The sequence below is a fragment of the Micromonospora taraxaci genome (assembly GCF_007830095.1).
In the GTDB taxonomy this organism is placed as follows: domain Bacteria; phylum Actinomycetota; class Actinomycetes; order Mycobacteriales; family Micromonosporaceae; genus Micromonospora; species Micromonospora taraxaci.
Genome location: NZ_VIWZ01000001.1, coordinates 1,736,076 through 1,750,778 on the forward strand (window position 1 = coordinate 1,736,076; position 14,703 = coordinate 1,750,778).

At 72.2% G+C, this 14,703-nt stretch carries 19 protein-coding genes and 1 riboswitch; of the genes, 7 read left to right on the forward strand and 12 right to left on the reverse strand.

What is annotated here, in order from left to right; all coding sequences use genetic code 11:
- Positions 1-101: 101 nt before the first annotated feature.
- Positions 102-527 (forward strand): hypothetical protein, encoded by a 426-nt coding sequence (locus tag FHU34_RS08280; protein WP_145779425.1) that lies wholly within the window; start codon positions 102-104, stop codon positions 525-527.
- Positions 528-738: 211 nt separating this feature from the next.
- On the opposite strand, the gene FHU34_RS08285 is transcribed toward FHU34_RS08280, so the two are convergent.
- The 3 genes from FHU34_RS08285 to FHU34_RS08295 all read right to left on the reverse strand — a co-directional run bounded on the left by FHU34_RS08285 (position 739) and on the right by FHU34_RS08295 (position 3,662).
- Positions 739-1,539 (reverse strand): energy-coupling factor transporter transmembrane component T family protein, encoded by an 801-nt coding sequence (locus FHU34_RS08285; protein ID WP_145779426.1) that lies wholly within the window; start codon positions 1,537-1,539, stop codon positions 739-741.
- Positions 1,536-2,966 carry an ABC transporter ATP-binding protein gene (locus FHU34_RS08290; RefSeq protein ID WP_145779427.1) on the reverse strand — a complete coding sequence of 477 codons (1,431 nt, stop codon included), beginning with the start codon at positions 2,964-2,966 and terminating at the stop codon, positions 1,536-1,538. Before FHU34_RS08290 ends, FHU34_RS08285 begins: the two co-directional genes overlap by 4 nt.
- Before the next feature lie 102 nt (positions 2,967-3,068).
- Entirely contained in the window at positions 3,069-3,662 is a 594-nt protein-coding gene (locus FHU34_RS08295; protein ID WP_145779428.1) for an ECF transporter S component, read from the reverse strand.
- 74 nt (positions 3,663-3,736) lie between these two features.
- Positions 3,737-3,841, reverse strand: a riboswitch (TPP riboswitch).
- A 107-nt stretch (positions 3,842-3,948) separates the two neighbouring features.
- On the opposite strand from FHU34_RS08295, the gene FHU34_RS08300 reads away from it, so the two are divergent.
- The 4 genes from FHU34_RS08300 (at position 3,949) to FHU34_RS08315 (ending at position 8,368) form a co-directional block, all read left to right on the forward strand.
- Positions 3,949-4,779, forward strand: a complete 831-nt coding sequence (locus tag FHU34_RS08300; RefSeq protein ID WP_145779429.1) for an alpha/beta fold hydrolase — start codon at positions 3,949-3,951, stop codon at positions 4,777-4,779.
- 118 nt (positions 4,780-4,897) lie between these two features.
- Positions 4,898-5,647, forward strand: a complete 750-nt coding sequence (locus FHU34_RS08305) for a sugar isomerase domain-containing protein (protein ID WP_145779430.1) — start codon at positions 4,898-4,900, stop codon at positions 5,645-5,647.
- Between the two features lie 139 nt (positions 5,648-5,786).
- Complete coding sequence (locus tag FHU34_RS08310; protein ID WP_145779431.1) at positions 5,787-6,290, forward strand: DUF6328 family protein; 504 nt, start codon at positions 5,787-5,789, stop codon at positions 6,288-6,290.
- An 86-nt stretch (positions 6,291-6,376) separates the two neighbouring features.
- A complete protein-coding gene (locus tag FHU34_RS08315; protein ID WP_145779432.1) occupies positions 6,377-8,368 on the forward strand; it encodes an acyl-CoA dehydrogenase family protein in 1,992 nt (663 codons plus the stop codon).
- A gap of 207 nt (positions 8,369-8,575) precedes the next feature.
- Here FHU34_RS08315 and FHU34_RS32875 read toward each other — a convergent pair whose 3' ends face one another.
- From FHU34_RS32875 to FHU34_RS08355, 9 genes are all read right to left on the reverse strand, one after another.
- Complete coding sequence (locus FHU34_RS32875; RefSeq protein WP_167393621.1) at positions 8,576-8,743, reverse strand: hypothetical protein; 168 nt, start codon at positions 8,741-8,743, stop codon at positions 8,576-8,578.
- A gap of 228 nt (positions 8,744-8,971) precedes the next feature.
- Positions 8,972-9,580 (reverse strand): hypothetical protein, encoded by a 609-nt coding sequence (locus tag FHU34_RS08320; protein ID WP_145779433.1) that lies wholly within the window; start codon positions 9,578-9,580, stop codon positions 8,972-8,974.
- 119 nt (positions 9,581-9,699) lie between these two features.
- On the reverse strand, positions 9,700-10,143 hold the full coding sequence (locus FHU34_RS08325) for a GNAT family N-acetyltransferase (RefSeq protein WP_145779434.1): 444 nt from the start codon (positions 10,141-10,143) through the stop codon (positions 9,700-9,702).
- Between the two features lie 13 nt (positions 10,144-10,156).
- Complete coding sequence (locus FHU34_RS08330; protein WP_088988099.1) at positions 10,157-10,555, reverse strand: Fur family transcriptional regulator; 399 nt, start codon at positions 10,553-10,555, stop codon at positions 10,157-10,159.
- The gene (locus tag FHU34_RS08335; protein WP_030338189.1) at positions 10,552-10,851 is read right to left on the reverse strand and encodes an ArsR/SmtB family transcription factor; all 300 of its coding nucleotides are present in this window, start codon (positions 10,849-10,851) and stop codon (positions 10,552-10,554) included. Before FHU34_RS08335 ends, FHU34_RS08330 begins: the two co-directional genes overlap by 4 nt.
- 43 nt (positions 10,852-10,894) lie before the next feature.
- On the reverse strand, positions 10,895-11,761 hold the full coding sequence (locus FHU34_RS08340; RefSeq protein WP_145779435.1) for a metal ABC transporter permease: 867 nt from the start codon (positions 11,759-11,761) through the stop codon (positions 10,895-10,897).
- 4 nt (positions 11,762-11,765) lie between these two features.
- On the reverse strand, positions 11,766-12,527 hold the full coding sequence (locus FHU34_RS08345) for a metal ABC transporter ATP-binding protein (protein WP_145779436.1): 762 nt from the start codon (positions 12,525-12,527) through the stop codon (positions 11,766-11,768).
- On the reverse strand, positions 12,524-13,471 hold the full coding sequence (locus FHU34_RS08350) for a metal ABC transporter substrate-binding protein (RefSeq protein WP_145779437.1): 948 nt from the start codon (positions 13,469-13,471) through the stop codon (positions 12,524-12,526). The genes FHU34_RS08345 and FHU34_RS08350 overlap by 4 nt, the downstream gene beginning before the upstream one ends.
- Positions 13,472-13,533: 62 nt before the next feature.
- Positions 13,534-13,791, reverse strand: coding sequence for a hypothetical protein (locus FHU34_RS08355; protein WP_145779438.1), 258 nt, complete (start codon positions 13,789-13,791; stop codon positions 13,534-13,536).
- 29 nt (positions 13,792-13,820) lie between these two features.
- Here FHU34_RS08355 and FHU34_RS08360 point away from each other — a divergent pair, with 29 nt between their 5' ends.
- Positions 13,821-14,162 (forward strand): antibiotic biosynthesis monooxygenase, encoded by a 342-nt coding sequence (locus FHU34_RS08360; protein WP_145779439.1) that lies wholly within the window; start codon positions 13,821-13,823, stop codon positions 14,160-14,162.
- 24 nt (positions 14,163-14,186) lie between these two features.
- Positions 14,187-14,666: a hypothetical protein gene (locus FHU34_RS08365; RefSeq protein WP_145779440.1), complete on the forward strand. Its 480-nt coding sequence runs from the start codon at positions 14,187-14,189 to the stop codon at positions 14,664-14,666.
- Positions 14,667-14,703: the final 37 nt, after the last annotated feature.

Below are 14,703 nucleotides of genomic sequence, written 5' to 3' on the forward strand. Positions count from 1 at the left end.
CCTCCACCGTTCGGCCGTCGCGTTGCGACGGTCACCAGCCGATCCGACCGACCGCCGGCGCGCGGGACCGGCCGTTCCGGTCGGCATTGAAGGAGGCCCGCATGCCTGCCAGGCGCAACCCGAAGAAGTCCCGTAGAACACCGCTGGGCACCAACCCGACGACCGAGCACGGCCGTCCCCGAGCAATCCGCCCGGACCTCGACCTCGCGGTCGAGCCGGCGGGCCAGGCCGAGTGGGCAGTGCTGGCTGAGCCGATGTTGCCGGCAGTCCTGGTCGAGCCGGCGGTGCCGGCGGAGCCGACGTTGCCGGCGGTGCGGGTCGAGGCGGCGGCGGTGCTCGGTGAGCTGACGCCGTCGATCGACGTGCCGGCGGCAGTCGACGCCCCGGCGGTGGGAGACCTGCCGAAGTCTGCCGGGCGACCGGCGGCACCGACGGCCGGGCCGCCCCAGGGTGGCGGCGGTCGCTCGGGTGGCGGCCGCAGCCAACAGGCCGGCCAGACCCGCCGCTACGCCTTCCGCCGCAGCTGAGCAAACACGCCCCCGCCCCGCTCCCCGGGGAGGCCGGGTCGTGACAGCAATATCAGGGATGTAGTGGCCTCCTCCGCCAAGGAGACCACTACATCCCTGTTGTTGTGCGGATCTTGGCGGCGGCGGCCAGCGGCGGGCGGCCAGCGGCGGGCGGCCAACGGCGGGCGGCCAGCGGCGGGCGGCCGGACTGCGGGGCGGCGGAACGGCGGGTTCAGCCGATCAGGGGGCGGAAGGTGCCGAGGAGGACGCTCGTGGTCAGGGCTGCTCCGGCCAGGGCTGCCGCGCCGGCGACGAGGAGCCCGTCGGCGCGGGTGAAGTGCTGGCGGCGGGCCACGGTTCGGGGCGTACCGGCGTCGAAGCCGCGCGCGTCCATCGCCACGGCCAGCCGGGTGCCCCGGCGGATCGCCCCGACCAGCAGCGCGAACGCGGTGGAGGCGAACAGTCGCAGCTTGGCCAGCGGGTTGCGTCCCGCATCGACGCCCCGTGCCCGCCGCGCCATGCTGATCATTTGCCACTCCTGACCGAGCAGCGGCACCAGCCGGAACGCGGCGAGCGCCCCGATGGCGAACCGGGCCGGCGCTTTCGCGTTCTGGATCAACGCGTCGGCCAGGTCGGTGGGGTCGGTGGTCGCGAAGACGATCACACCGGGCAGGGCCACCGCGAAGACCCGCAGCACCAGGCCGAGCGCGGTGAGCAGCACGCCGGTACTCACGAACACCGGTCCCGCGTCCAGCAGGACCTGGCCGGACCGGTCGGCGGCGAAGAGCACCAGGGTGACCAGGATGCCTGCGGCGCTGAGGAGCAGTGGCCAGGCCCGTCGCGCCAGCACCCGGTAGCGGATGCCGAACAGCGGCAGCACGGCGAGTTCGAGCGCGATGGCGATCGCCGGGGCCACCGGGTCCAGAGTGGCCAGCAGGGTGAACGAGAAGATAAGGGCGGCGGCGACCTTCGCTACCGGGTTGCGGCGGGCCAGCGGCGCACCGGGCGCGGCGACCGGCTCGATGCTGATCATCGGTCGTCGCCCGGGGTTGCTCGTAGGGTGACGCTGCGGTCGGCGAGCGCGGCGACGAAGTCCGCGTCGTGGGTGACAGCGACCACGCCGTGTCCGGCGTCGCGCAGGTCGGCGAAGAGGTCGACCAGCTCCCGCCAGGTCCGCCGGTCCTGGCCGAAGGTGGGTTCGTCGCAGATCAACAGGCGGGGCGCGGTGGCCAGGGCGGTCGCCACGCTCAGCCGCCGCGCCTCACCACCCGAGAGGGTGTACGGGTTGGCAGCGGCGAGCCGCGCCAGCCGCAGCCGTTCCAGCAGCTCGGCCACTGTCTCCTTGACGGCTGACTCGGGCTGACCGGTCCGACGGGGGCCGAGAGCCAGCTCGTCGAAGACAGTGCTCGTGACGAACTGGTGCTCCGGGTCCTGAAAGACCGACCCGATCCGGCGGGCCAGGGCGGGGGCGCGCCAGCGGTGCGGGGGAGTCCGGTGGTCCGCGCCGGCCAACTCGGCGGACGCGGTGACCCGCCCGGTGCCCGGCCGGAGCAGCCCGCCCAGTAACAACGCCAGAGTGGACTTGCCGACGCCGTTGGGTCCGCGGACGGCGAGCGCCTCGCCGGCGCGTACCCGAAGGTCGGTGGAGGCCAGCCGGGGTGGCAGGCCGAGCCGTTCGGCGGTGAGCAACAGCTCCCCGGCCGCGGCGGTGGCCGGGCGGGGCGCGATGGGGTGACCCGGCACCCACACCCCCTCGGCGGCCAGGGCGGCGCCGTGGGCGGCGAAGACGGCTTCGGGTGTGCCGTCCGCGCGGACCCCGCCGCCGGGTTCCAGGACCACCACCCGGTCGACCAGCGGCAGCGCCTCGGCGACCCGGTGCTCGACCAGGATCAGTGTGGTGTCGGAGTCCAGCGCGCCGGCCACCGCCTGCCGGATCAGCTCGGCCCCGGCCGGGTCGAGGTTGGCTGTCGGCTCGTCGAGCAGCAGCAGGCCGGGGCGGAGGGCGAGCGCGCCGGCCAGGGCGAGGCGTTGCTGCTCGCCGCCGGAGAGCGCGGCCGTGTTGCGGTCCCGGGGGTACGGGAAGCCGACGCGGTGCAGCGCCTCGTCCACCCGGGGCCAGATCTCGTCGGTCGGCACTCCCCGGTTCTCAAGCCCGAAGGCGACGTCGTCGCCGCAGCGTGCCATCACCAGTTGGGTTTCCGGGTCCTGGAAGACGATGCCGACGCGCTCGCGTCCCTTGCGGGGGTCGAGCCCGTCGATCTCGACGATGCCCTCCTGCTCACCGGAGTCCTCGGGGAGCAGCCCGGCCAGCGCGCTGAGCAGCGTGCTCTTGCCGGCCCCCGAGGGGCCGAGCAGCAGAACCCGTTCCCCGACCTCGACCCGCAGGTCGACCCCCCGCAGGGCCCAGGCCCGTCGCCCGGCGTGCCGCCAGCCGAACCCCCGCAGAACGACAGCACCCACCGGACCCCCTCCCGCACTGTTTCTCGTTGTTGATCAAGAGGTTTGCGTCAGGATTCCGCCTCCCGTTGACGCAAACCTCTTGATCAACGCAGCTGGTGGGGGTCAGACCAGGGCGCGGTCCCGGCCTGCCGGGAACCGGTCCAGGACGCCGGTGTTGGCCAGTGCCTTGGTCAGCAGCCAGCCACCGGCGCCGGCGATCACCGTGGCGCTGACGATGGTGATCAGCGCGTACGGGATGCGGTAGTCGGTCAGCTCGTAGTCGACGTTCCAGATGAAAAAGTCGAACAGCGCGGCGCTGAGACCGGTCAGCGCGCCGGCCAGTACCGCGGTCGGCAGCCGGAACGACCGGTACCGGAAGGCGGCGAACGCCAGCTCCGCGCCGATGCCCTGCACGATGCCCTGCGGGATCACCGTGCCGGCCCACTGGCTGCCCAGCAGCGCGGAGAGGACCGCGGCGACCGTCTCGCAGTAGAGCGCGGCACCGGGCTTGCGGATGACCAGACCGCCGATCACGGCCGGCATCAGCCAGACGCCGTAGAGCAGCGCCTGCGCCGGCGGGAAGAAGGCGAACGCGCCTTCGGTGGCGCTCCAGACCAGGCCCCACGCCCAGAAGATGACGCCGAAGGCGACAGCGATCACCGAGGCGACCACGATGTCGATGGTGCGCCAACGGTGGGTGTCGGTGGTGGATTTCATGTGGTGCTCCCAGTTCGTGAGTGCGAACCAGGAGAAGACGCACGCCGCGTCCGGTGGCACCGGACTGCGGCGCGGCTGGAGGTCGACCGAACTCCCTGCGCTGGCATTACCCAGATCAGGTTCGAGGGTCTGCGGGCGTACCCGCACTCTCAGCGCTGTGCGCTCCCCTGTCGGATATGAAGTTGTCTCGCTGACGCTAACACCGACCGGGGGCGTGGGCCCAGCAGGGCACCCGCCTGACCTGCGGGAGCGACCCGCCGACTGCCGGATGGGTACGCTTCCGATCATGCGGATCGACGCGCGAGGTCTCACGTTCGAGGTAACCGCCGGTGGTCCGCCGGACGGCGTACCGGTTCTGCTGCTGCATGGTTTCCCCCAGCACAGCGGTGAGTGGGACGACGTCGTGCCGGCACTGCACGCTGCCGGGCTGCGCACGTACGCGCTGGACCAGCGGGGTTACTCGCCGGGCGCGCGGCCCACGGAGGTGGCCGACTACCGGATCCCCGAGCTGGTCGCCGACGTGGTGGCGGTGCTCGACGCCCTCGGCCTGGACGCCGTTCACCTGGTCGGGCACGACTGGGGCGCGGTGATTGCCTGGGCGGTCGCCGCCCGGCACGCCGAGCGGGTCCGCACCCTGACCGCGGTGTCCGTGCCACATCCGGCGGCCATGGCGCACGCCCTGACCAACGACAGTCAGCAGAAGGCCCGGTCGTCGTACATCGCGCTGTTCCGTAAGCCGGACAAAGCGGAGAAGGTGCTGTTGGCGTGGCACGCCACCGCGTTGCGCAAGCTGCTCAGCGGGGTCGGCGACCGTACCCGGGTGGACCGCTACGCCGACCCGATGCGCGAGCCGGGGGCGCTCACCGCAGCGCTGAACTGGTACCGGGCGATGTCCCGCGCCGACCTGGCCGCGGTCGGCCCGGTCGCGGTGCCCACCACGTACGTGTGGAGTGACCGGGACGTCGCCATCGGCCGGCTCGCCGCCGAGGCGTGCGCGGCGAACGTGACCGGCGACTACCGCTTCGTGCAGTTGGCCGGTGTCAGTCACTGGATCCCGGACGCGGCGCCGGGCCCACTCGCCGAGGCGATCCTGGCCCGGGCCGGCGGTACGGCGTGAGTGGCGGCAGGTCGTGCCACCGGCGCTCGACCTGGTGGTGACCGGCCGCACCCCTTGTCGACGTGCTCGGCGGGGGCACGGTTGACTGGTTGGCCCGCAATCGGACGACGGAGGACGCATGACGGTGAGTGCCGAGGACTACCTGGCCGTGGTGACCGAGACGATCGGTCGGGTGGCCGCCAGTCAGCGGGAGGCGGTGGGCCGGGCCGCGGACCTGATCGCCGAGGCGGTACGCGCCGACGGTGTGGTGCACGCGTTCGGCACGGGGCACTCGGAGGCCCTCGCCATGGAGATCGCGGGTCGGGCGGGTGGTCTGGTGCCGACCAACCGGATCGCGCTGCGCGACCTGGTGCTGCTCGGCGGTGAACCCGCCGACCGGCTCGGTCCGATGCTGGAACGGGACCCGAGCGTGGCGCACCGCCTCTACGAGTTGGCCCCGGTGCGGCCCACCGACGTGTTCGTGCTCGCCTCGAACTCCGGTGTCAACGGGGCGATGGTGGAGTTCGCCAGCCTGGTCAAGGAACGCGGCCACGGGCTGGTGGCGATCACCTCGGCGCAGCACTCCGGCCGGATGACCTCCCGGCACCCGTCCGGACGCAAGCTGGGCGACCTCGCCGACGTGGTGCTCGACAACGGAGCTCCGTACGGCGACGCGACCCTGCCCCTTCCCGACGGTGGCGCGGTCGGCGCGGTCTCCTCGATCACCGCCGCCCTGCTTGCCCAGCAGGTCACCGTGGAGGTGGTGGCGCGGTTGCTGGCGGCGGGGGAGCGGCCCCCGGTCTACCTGTCGGCGAACATCCCGGACGGCGACGCGCACAACACCGAGCTGGAGGCCCGGTACGCGGGTCGGATCCGGCGGGGGTCCTGACACAGTGCTGGCGGCCGACTTGCGTCGCCGAGATGAACGGCAGATGTCGTGAACCTGTTTCGCGCTCGGCCGGGTGGGGCATTGGCGTTGCTGCCGGCGGCCGGGACCGCCGGCAGTAGCGTCTCACCGGAGGTAGCGCGTGTCCAAGGAGACCGAGAAGCAGCGCTGGCAGCGCAACTTCGCCGACCTGCTCCAGGAGTTGCGGGTCGCGCAGACCGGCGTGCAGATCCTCTTCGCCTTCCTGCTCACCCTGCCGTTCAGTAACGGGTTCACCCGGACCAGCGAGTTCCAGCGGGACGTCTACATCGTCGCGCTGCTCGCAGCGGCCGCCGCCACCGCGCTGATCATCTCGCCGGTGGCGTTCCACCGGGCGTTGTTCCGCCAGGGGCGCAAGCCGGAGCTGGTGCGGTTCGCGCACCGCATGGCTACCGGTGGCCTCGCCTTCATGCTGATCGCCATGGTCAGCGCGGTGCTGCTGATCACCGACTTCGTGCTGGACCGGCCGATCGCCTTCCTGCTCAGTGCCCTGACCGGATTCTGGTTCCTCGTGTTCTGGGTGATCCTGCCGTTCGTCCGCCGCAACTGGGGTGAGGACGACATCGACGATGATGACGACGATCCGGACACCACCATCGGTCGCTGAGCGCGCCGATCTACACGCGCCGCTACCCCTGGGTAACAACCGGGGGTAGCGTGGCGGTAGCCGCATCGAACTTCGAGGGGGCAGCCGTGACCACGACGCAGAACGGCCGACCGGACGATCCCGACTCCGCAACCACCGTCGGTGCCGCCGCGCCACTGCCGGCAGAGGCCGGGCAGGTCTCCGAGAAGGAAGCCCGGCAGGTCGCCGAGGCCGCCCGCGAGTCCACCTGGGACCGACCCAGCTTCGGCAAGGAACTGTTCCTCGGTCGGTTCCGGCTCGACCTGATCGACCCGTGGCCCCGGTCCGACCCGGGCGACGTGGCGCGCGCCGAGGACTTCCTCGACCGGTTCCGCACCTTCCTGACCACCGAGGTGGACGGCGCGGCCATCGAACGCGACGGCTCCATTCCGGACTCGGTGTTCCACGGCCTGGCCGACCTCGGCGCGTTCGGCATGAAGATCGACCGGAAGTACGGCGGGCTCGGCCTCAGCAACCTGCACTACTGCCGGGCGCTGATGCTCGCCGGTTCAGTCAGCCCGGCCATCGGCGCGCTGCTCTCGGCCCACCAGTCGATCGGTGTGCCGCAGCCGCTCAAGATGTTCGGCACCGCCGAGCAGAAGCAAAGCTTCCTGCCCCGCCTTGCCGCCGGCGAGGTGTCCGCCTTCCTGCTCACCGAGCCCGACGTCGGCTCCGACCCGGCCCGGCTGGCCACCACCGCCGAGCCGACCGAGGACGGCACCGGCTACCGGCTCAACGGCGTGAAGCTGTGGGCCACCAACGGCATCGTGGCCACCCTGCTGGTGGTGATGGCCCGGGTGCCGGCCAGCGAGGGGCGTCGAGGCGGGATCACCGCCTTCGTTGTGGAAGGCGACAGCGACGGCATCACCGTCGAGCGGCGCAACGAGTTCATCGGCCTGCGCGGCCTGGAAAACAGCCTCACCCGGTTCCACGACGTGTTCGTACCCGCCGAGAACGTCATCGGCGGCGAGGGCAAGGGGTTGAAGATCGCCCTGACCACGCTGAACACCGGCCGGCTCTCCCTACCGGCGATGTGCGTGGGCGCCGGCAAGTGGGCGCTGAACGTGGCCCGGGGCTGGGCCGCCGACCGGGTCCAGTGGGGTCGGCCGGTGGGCGAGCACGAGGCGGTCGCGCAGAAGCTCTCCTTCATCGCCGCCACCACGTACGGCATGGAGACCATGCTCGACCTCTGCTGCCTGCTCGCCGACGACGACCGCAACGACATCCGGATCGAGGCGGCGCTGGTCAAGCTGTACGCCAGCGAGATGGCCTGGAAGATCGCCGACGAGCTGATCCAGATCCGGGGCGGGCGCGGCTACGAGACGGCCGACTCGCTGGCCGCCCGGGGCGAACGCCCGGCCGCCGTCGAACAGATGATGCGCGACCTGCGGATCAACCGGATCTTCGAGGGCTCCACCGAGATCATGCACCTGCTGATCGCCCGTGAGGCGGTCGACGCGCACCTGTCGGTGGCCGGCGACATCATCGACCCGGACGCGGGGTTGGGCCGCAAAGCCAGAGCCGGCGCCCGCGCCGGTGCCTTCTACGCGAAGTGGCTGCCCACGCTCGCCGTCGGCCGGGGGCAGAGCCCTTCGGCGTACGCCGAGTTCGGGCCGCTCGCCGCACACCTGCGCCAGGTGGAGCGGTCGTCGCGCAAGCTGGCCCGGTCGACGTTCTACGCGATGTCGCGCTGGCAGGGGAAGATGGAGCGCAAGCAGGCGTTCCTCGGCCGTGTGGTGGACATCGGCGCCGAGCTGTTCGCGATGTCCGCGGTCTGTGTCCGGGCCTCCGCCGAACGGGACACCCGGCCGGAGAACGTCGAGCTGGCCGACCTGTTCTGCCGGCAGGCGCGGGTGCGGGTGGACGCCCTGTTCGCCGCACTGTGGGACAACACCGACTCGGTCGACACCGCCGCCGCGAAGCGGATCCTCGCCGGCCGGTACGCGGGCCTGGAGGAGGGTGTGATCACCCCGTCCGACGAGCTGCCCTGGGTGGCCCGCTGGACTCCCGGCCCGTCCACCGCCGAGGACGTCCGCCGCCGAATCCCACCGAAGCCGTAACTCCGCCCCGAGCACGCCCGCCTCGTGCGCGCTCCGACCTCCATGGGCCGACTGACACGTGCAGGTGCGCGCTTTTGCCCTGGTCGTCTGGCTTGATCGACTGCATATCGGCGAAGTGGTGGAATCCCGCCGCCCCGATACGCCTACATCGCCGACCTGGAGTGGATCACCCAGCGTGCGCTGAAGAGGGCTGCGCGGCAGCGGCGGTCAGCGGGAGACCGCCCAGGCCAGCACGCCTGCCAGGATCAGACCGTTGAGCCCGGCCAGCGCCAGGTACGCCGCAGGCGGGATCTTCTTGCCCCGCCGGAGGAAGGCAACCAGGACGGCGGCGTAGCCGAGCAGCAGGACGGCGATGACGACGAGGAAGTAGAACACCCGAAGACCTTAGCGGCCCCGGTCGCGCTGGCCTGAGTCGGCGCAGCGCACACGCCCAGCGAGCCCACCGCGCTTTCCCTTGATCAGGTGATGAAAAGTAGGTCAGAGACAGCGCGGAGACCTACTTTTCATCACCTGATCAAGGCAGGGCGCGGTGGTGACCCATGGCGCGGGGCGTGGGGGTGACTCATGGCGCGGGGCGCGGTGGTGACTCAGGGCGGACGGGTCTTAGCGGCCCCGGTTGCGGAGACCGAGTTGGCGCAGCTCCAACGCGGCCAGCGCGTCGACTGTGGCGTCGTCGCCGCGCCGCCACGCCTCGGCCACGTCGGGCGCGATTTTGGTCAGCCGGCCTAGTGGTTGGGTGGCCAGTGCGCGCAGGGCGAGCAGGTCCCGGCCGGCCGGCCCGGCGGCCAGTTTCGCGGCCGACCCGGCCCGGCGCATCCAGCGCACCCGCAACGGCAGCCATCCGAAGAGCACCAGGCCGAGCGGGAAGATCAGCACAGCGATGGTGAGGGCGAGCGCGAGCTGGTCGACCAGGTGTTGCTGGTCCCGTCCGGCGTCGGCGAGCCCTCGGGCGGCGTCGGCGGCCTGCCGGAAGGGCGCGGTCAGCTCGTCACCTACCAACGGGACCCGGCGGACCTTGCTGCCGGCGTCGGCGAGGTTGTCGGCGAGGCCACTGCCGGCGCCCTCCAGCTTCTGCCCCGGTACGGCGAGCTTCTGCACCAGGTCGTGCAGCCACAGTGCGCCCCGGATCGCCGCGTACACCCAGGCGACGACGAGCAGGTCGGTGAGCAACTGACGGGCGGCGGTCGGAAACCGATCGGCATAGATTTTCACGCCGGACAGCGTGCCACGAACGACGACGCCCCGGCACCCGTCGATTGGCGCCCGGATGACACCGCCGGACCACGCCACGGCGACCGACGCGGCGGTGGCCGTGGCGCACGAGCCGTGCGTCAGGCGAGCCGCAGGTCCACGAACGCGATGGTGTCGCCGGGCAGGACGTACCGGTCGATCTCGACGAAGCCCTGGTGGCGGGCGAAGCGGAGGCCGTCGTCGTTGGACGCCAGGACGACGGTGTGGACGACCTGCGCGCCCAGCTCCCGGGCCTTGGCCAGCCCGCGCTGGTAGATCTGCGCCCCGAAGCCCTGGCGACGCTTCTCGGGCAGCACTCGCGCGATCACGGTGGCCGGCTCGGACGTCGGGGGTCGCACCGTCGAGCAGCCCACCGGCACCCCGTCGACGTACGCGACCTCCAGGATGTTCCGCTGCGCGCGGACGGCGATCTCGTCGGCCGACAGCGGATCGGTGGGGATGATCAGATTGTGGATGTGTTGCCAGTCGAGCGCTGCCGCTTCGCTGCCCACCGCCTGGACCCGCACGAATCGAAGATCTGTCACGCGGACAGGTTAGTCAGCGGACGCAGGTCGGGCAGGTGCCGAAGATCTCCAGGGTGTGACTGACGTCGGCGTAGCCGTGCTGCGCGGCGACCCGGTCGGCCCAGCTCTCCACCGCCGGGCCGGCCACCTCGACGGTGCGCCCGCAGGCCCGGCAGACGAGGTGGTGGTGGTGCCCCTCGCTGCACCGGCGGTAGAGGTGCTCGCCGCCGGGTGGGCGCATCACGTCGATCTCGCCGGCGTCGGCGAGCCCTTGCAGGGTGCGGTAGACGGTGGTCAGGCCGACCCGTTCACCGCGCTGCCGCAGCATGGCGTGCAGGTCCTGGGCGCTGTGGAAGCCCTCCATCTCGCCCAGCAGCGCGCTCACCGCCGAGCGCTGCCGCGTGTTGCGCACCGCGGCGCTGCTCTCGCTCATGATCCCTCCCCGGCGTGGCTGACCGCGTCCGCCACGATGTGCGCGACGTGCTCGTCCACGAGGCTGTAGGCGATCTCTCGACCACGGCGGGAACCGCGGACCACTCCCGCGCCGCGCAGCACCCGTAGGTGCTGGGAGACCAGCGGCTGCGCGGCGCCGAGCTTCTCCACCAGCTCGTGCACGCATCGTTCACCACCGGCCAGCTCGCTGACGATGGCCAGCCGGATCGGCGCGGACAGGGCGCGGAGCAGCTCGCTGGCCCCGTCGAACCCGTCGTAACCCGTCGCGCTGGTCATCTTGCAACGGTAACCAATACCACCGACGTCCCGCTGATCAGGCTCAGCTCAGCACGACCTCGTGCGGTTCCGGTGCTGGTGCGGCGGCCGGCGTCGCCCGGCGCCGCAGCGTCCGCCAGACGCCGCCGGCCACGGCCACGACCAGGAAGGACGCGATCGCCACCAGCACCACCGAGGCGCCCGGAGCGGTGTCCGCCGTCGCCGCCACCCAGACGCCGGAGCCGGCGGCGAAGAGCCCGAGCGCCATCGCGGCGGCCATCGTGCTGCGGAATCCCCGGGTGACCTGCTGGGCGGTGGCGACCGGCACCACCATCAGCGCGCTGATCAGGAGCACCCCGACGGCCCGCATCGCGATGGTCACGGTGACCGCGGTGGCGACCGCGATCAGCAGGTTCAGCGTGCGTACCGGGAGGCCGGAGACCCGGGCGTACTCCTCGTCGTGGCTGACCGCGAAGAGCGCCGGCCGCAGCGCGATCATGGTGACCAGGATCGCGGCGCCGAGCACCCCGATGGTGACCAGGTCGCCGGGCGAGATGGTGGTCAGCGACCCGAACAGGTAGGCGTTGAGGTTCGCGCTGGTCGCGTCCGAGAGGCCGACCAGCAGGACGCCGCCCGCGATGCCGCCGTAGAAGAGCAGGGCCAGGGCAAGGTCACCGGAGGTACGCCCACGGGCGCGCACCAGCTCGATGGCGACCGCGCCGATGGTGGCGGCGATCACCGCGACCAGGACCGGTGAGCGGTTGAGCAGGAGGCCGGCCCCGACGCCGGTCAACGCCACGTGCCCGACACCGTCACCGATCAACGCCAGCCGGCGCTGCACCAGGTAGATGCCGAGCGCCGGGGCGGCCAGGCCGATCACCAGAGCGCCGATCAGGGCGCGCTGCATGTAGGGGTACTGGAAGAGTTCCATGGGGTCAGTTGCTCCACAGCCCGGCGGGCTCGTCGTAGCAGTGCGGGTGCACGTGGTCGTGGTCGGGCGCCGCGTGGTGCCCGGCCGGGTCCGGCACCGCGCCGTCGTGGGCGATGCGACCCTCGTGAACGACGACCGCCCGGCTGATCACCGGTCGCAGCGGGCCCAGCTCGTGCGCTACCAGCAGCACCGTTCCGCCGTTGCCCACGAAGTCGCGCAGCGCGCCGGCGAAGGCCTCCTGGCTGGCCGCGTCCACCCCGGCGGTGGGCTCGTCGAGGACCAGCAGCTCCGGTTTGCCGGCCAGGGCACGGGCGATCAGGGTGCGCTGCTGCTGCCCGCCGGAGAGCGTGGCGACCGGGTCACCGGCCCGGTCGGCGAGCCCGACCGCGAGCAGCGCGGCGTCGACGGCGGCGCGGTCGGCGCGGCCCGGTGGGCGGAGCACCCCCCGCCGGGCCAGCCGGCCGGAGGCCACCACCTCGCGGACGGTGGCCGGTACGCCGCCGCCGGCACCCAGGCGCTGCGGGACGTACCCGATGCGGGCCCACTGCCGGAAGCGCCGCAGCGGCCGGTCGAAGAGGGTGACCGAGCCGGCGCTGAGCGGCACCAGCCCGAGTACGGCGCGGATCAGGGTGGACTTGCCGGAGCCGTTGGCGCCGAGCACCGCGACGACCTCGCCGGCGGTCACGGTGAGCGAGATGTCGCGGAGCACGGGGCGGCCGTCGTAGCCGACCACCCCGTGCTCGACGGTGATGACAGGTGCGGTCACGAGCAGCTCAAGGCCGTCTTCAGGGTCTGCAGGTTGGTACGCATCACCGAAAGGTAGTCCCCGTCGCTGCCGGCGGCGAGCCCTTCGATCGGGTCCAGCACGGCGGTCTTCGCGCCGACCTGGCCGGCGATGGTCTCGGCGACCTTCGGGCTGACCAGGGTCTCGAAGAAGATCGTGGTGGCCTGGTGCTCCTTCGCCTCCTCGATCACGTGCGCGAGCCGCTGCGGCGAGGGCTCGACGTCCGGGCTCAGCCCGGTGATGCCGACCTGGTCGAGCTGGTACCTGTCGGCGAGGTAACCGAACGCGGCGTGGCTCGTCACGATCTCCCGCCGCTGGCAGGTCGCCAGACCGGTCTTGAACTCGCCGTCCAGGGCCGTCAGGTCGGCGCGTAGGGCCGCGGCGCGGGTGGTGTAGTCGGCCGCGTGGTCCGGGTCGGCAGCGCCGAGCCGCTGGGCGAGCTGGTCGCCGATGCCGGCCAGCCGGGTCGGGTCGAGCCAGACGTGCGGGTCCTTGCCGCCGCCCTCCTCGGCGTGCCCCTCCTCCTCGCCCTCGTGGTTGTGCCCGCCGGCGGAGGCATCCAGCAGCGGCTGCACGCTCGTCACGTCGAAGGCTCGGTCGCCGCCGTTCTGCGCGACGGCGTCGTCCACCGCAGGCTGGAAACCCTTGAGGTAGACGATCAGCTCCGCGTCGCTGACCTGGCCGACCTGGCTCGGGTTGAGCTCCAGGTCGTGCGGCTCGGCACCGGGCTTGGCCAGGTTGGTCACCCGGACCGCGTCTCCGCCGATCCGCTCGGAGAGGAACTGGAGGGGGTAGAACGCGGCCACCACGTCGACTTTCTTCGGGTCGGCGCCGGCGGAGTCGCCGGTGGAGCAGCCGGCCCCGGCGCCCAGGGCGAGCAGGGCGGTCGCGGCGGCCAGGACACGGTACGGGGCGCGGTTGTTCATGTCATCAACTGTCCGTGGCAACGATAATGATTGTCAAAAACGCATGAACGCATGATTGCATGTCAGAGCAGCTTCGCGAGGCCCACAGTCACGAGCAGGGTCAACATCAGCAGCCGAATCAGGCGGGTCTGCGGCGCCTGAACCGCCCAGGTCGTCGCCAACAGGGCGATCAGGACCGCGGCGAGCGCCAACGTCAGCAGCCCGCCGATCACCCCGGGCGTGAAGAACGCCACCAGCACCAGCACCAGGGTGAGCAGGAACACCGACGTCGGGTTCGCCCCGGCCAACCGGGCGAGCAGAGGGCGCTGCGTACGCTGCATCCCACAGACTCTACGAGGAGGGACCACCGTTGCTGGTGACCAACCGGTTCGTGGTCGACGTCGATGTCGCCGACGACTTCACCGAACGGGCGCACGCCGCCCTCACCGCCCTGGCCGCCCGCCCCGGTTACCTGCGCGGTCAACTGGTCCGGGCGCTCGACGACCCCCGGTACTGGTCGCTGGTCACCGAATGGGAGTCCGTCGGCACCTACCGGCGGGCGCTCGGCGCCTTCGAGGTCAAGGTCAGCGCCGTGCCGCTGCTCGCCGAGTCGGTCGACGAGCCCTCCGCGTACGAGGCGCTGGCCATCGCGGCACCCGGGGGAGCGGTGGTCGTCGCCGAGAGTGATCGGGCTGCGGGTCCTTACCGCTGAGCCGGCGGACACTACGCTGCTCCTATGACCGCACCCGCCCCGCCACCCGGACCCGGGGTGGCTCCGCCGTTCGCCGCGCCGCCCACCGAGGGCCGCCGCACCCGGCTCTGGCTCGGCCTCGGCGTCGGCGCGCTCGCCGTGGTGCTCTGCTGTGGCGGGGGCGGCACCGCCGTCGTCGGCCTGGCCGTCAGCGGCGTGCAGGCGATCCGGGAGCAGGCCCGCACCGTGACCGGCGACTACTACCAGGCGCTTGTCGAACGGAACTACGGGCGGGCGTACGACCAGCTCTGCGACGACGCGCAGCGGCGTGAGTCCCGGCCCGAGTTCGAGCGGCGTGCTGCCGCCGAACCGCAGGTCGCGGCGTTCCGGGTCGGTGAGGTGGACACCACCAACCTGACCGTTCCGGTCGACGTGACGCTCGCCGGCGGCGACCGGGAGCAGCAGCAGGTCAGCCTCGGCCAGGACGGGCAGACCGGGGGCGTGGAGGTCTGCGGGGTCAGCTGACCCGTCCCCGGTATTCTGCTGGGCTCAGGGCCCCGGT

Coding starts and splice junctions, on each gene's coding strand:
- FHU34_RS08280 (WP_145779425.1), top strand. CDS start 102: ATGCCTGCCAGGCGCAACCCGAAGAAGTCCCGTAGAACACCGCTGGGC.
- FHU34_RS08285 (WP_145779426.1), bottom strand. CDS start 1,539: ATGATCAGCATCGAGCCGGTCGCCGCGCCCGGTGCGCCGCTGGCCCGC.
- FHU34_RS08295 (WP_145779428.1), bottom strand. CDS start 3,662: ATGAAATCCACCACCGACACCCACCGTTGGCGCACCATCGACATCGTG.
- FHU34_RS08300 (WP_145779429.1), top strand. CDS start 3,949: ATGCGGATCGACGCGCGAGGTCTCACGTTCGAGGTAACCGCCGGTGGT.
- FHU34_RS08305 (WP_145779430.1), top strand. CDS start 4,898: ATGACGGTGAGTGCCGAGGACTACCTGGCCGTGGTGACCGAGACGATC.
- FHU34_RS08330 (WP_088988099.1), bottom strand. CDS start 10,555: ATGAGCGAGAGCAGCGCCGCGGTGCGCAACACGCGGCAGCGCTCGGCG.
- FHU34_RS08335 (WP_030338189.1), bottom strand. CDS start 10,851: ATGACCAGCGCGACGGGTTACGACGGGTTCGACGGGGCCAGCGAGCTG.
- FHU34_RS08340 (WP_145779435.1), bottom strand. CDS start 11,761: ATGGAACTCTTCCAGTACCCCTACATGCAGCGCGCCCTGATCGGCGCT.
- FHU34_RS08350 (WP_145779437.1), bottom strand. CDS start 13,471: ATGAACAACCGCGCCCCGTACCGTGTCCTGGCCGCCGCGACCGCCCTG.
- FHU34_RS08355 (WP_145779438.1), bottom strand. CDS start 13,791: ATGCAGCGTACGCAGCGCCCTCTGCTCGCCCGGTTGGCCGGGGCGAAC.
- FHU34_RS08365 (WP_145779440.1), top strand. CDS start 14,187: ATGACCGCACCCGCCCCGCCACCCGGACCCGGGGTGGCTCCGCCGTTC.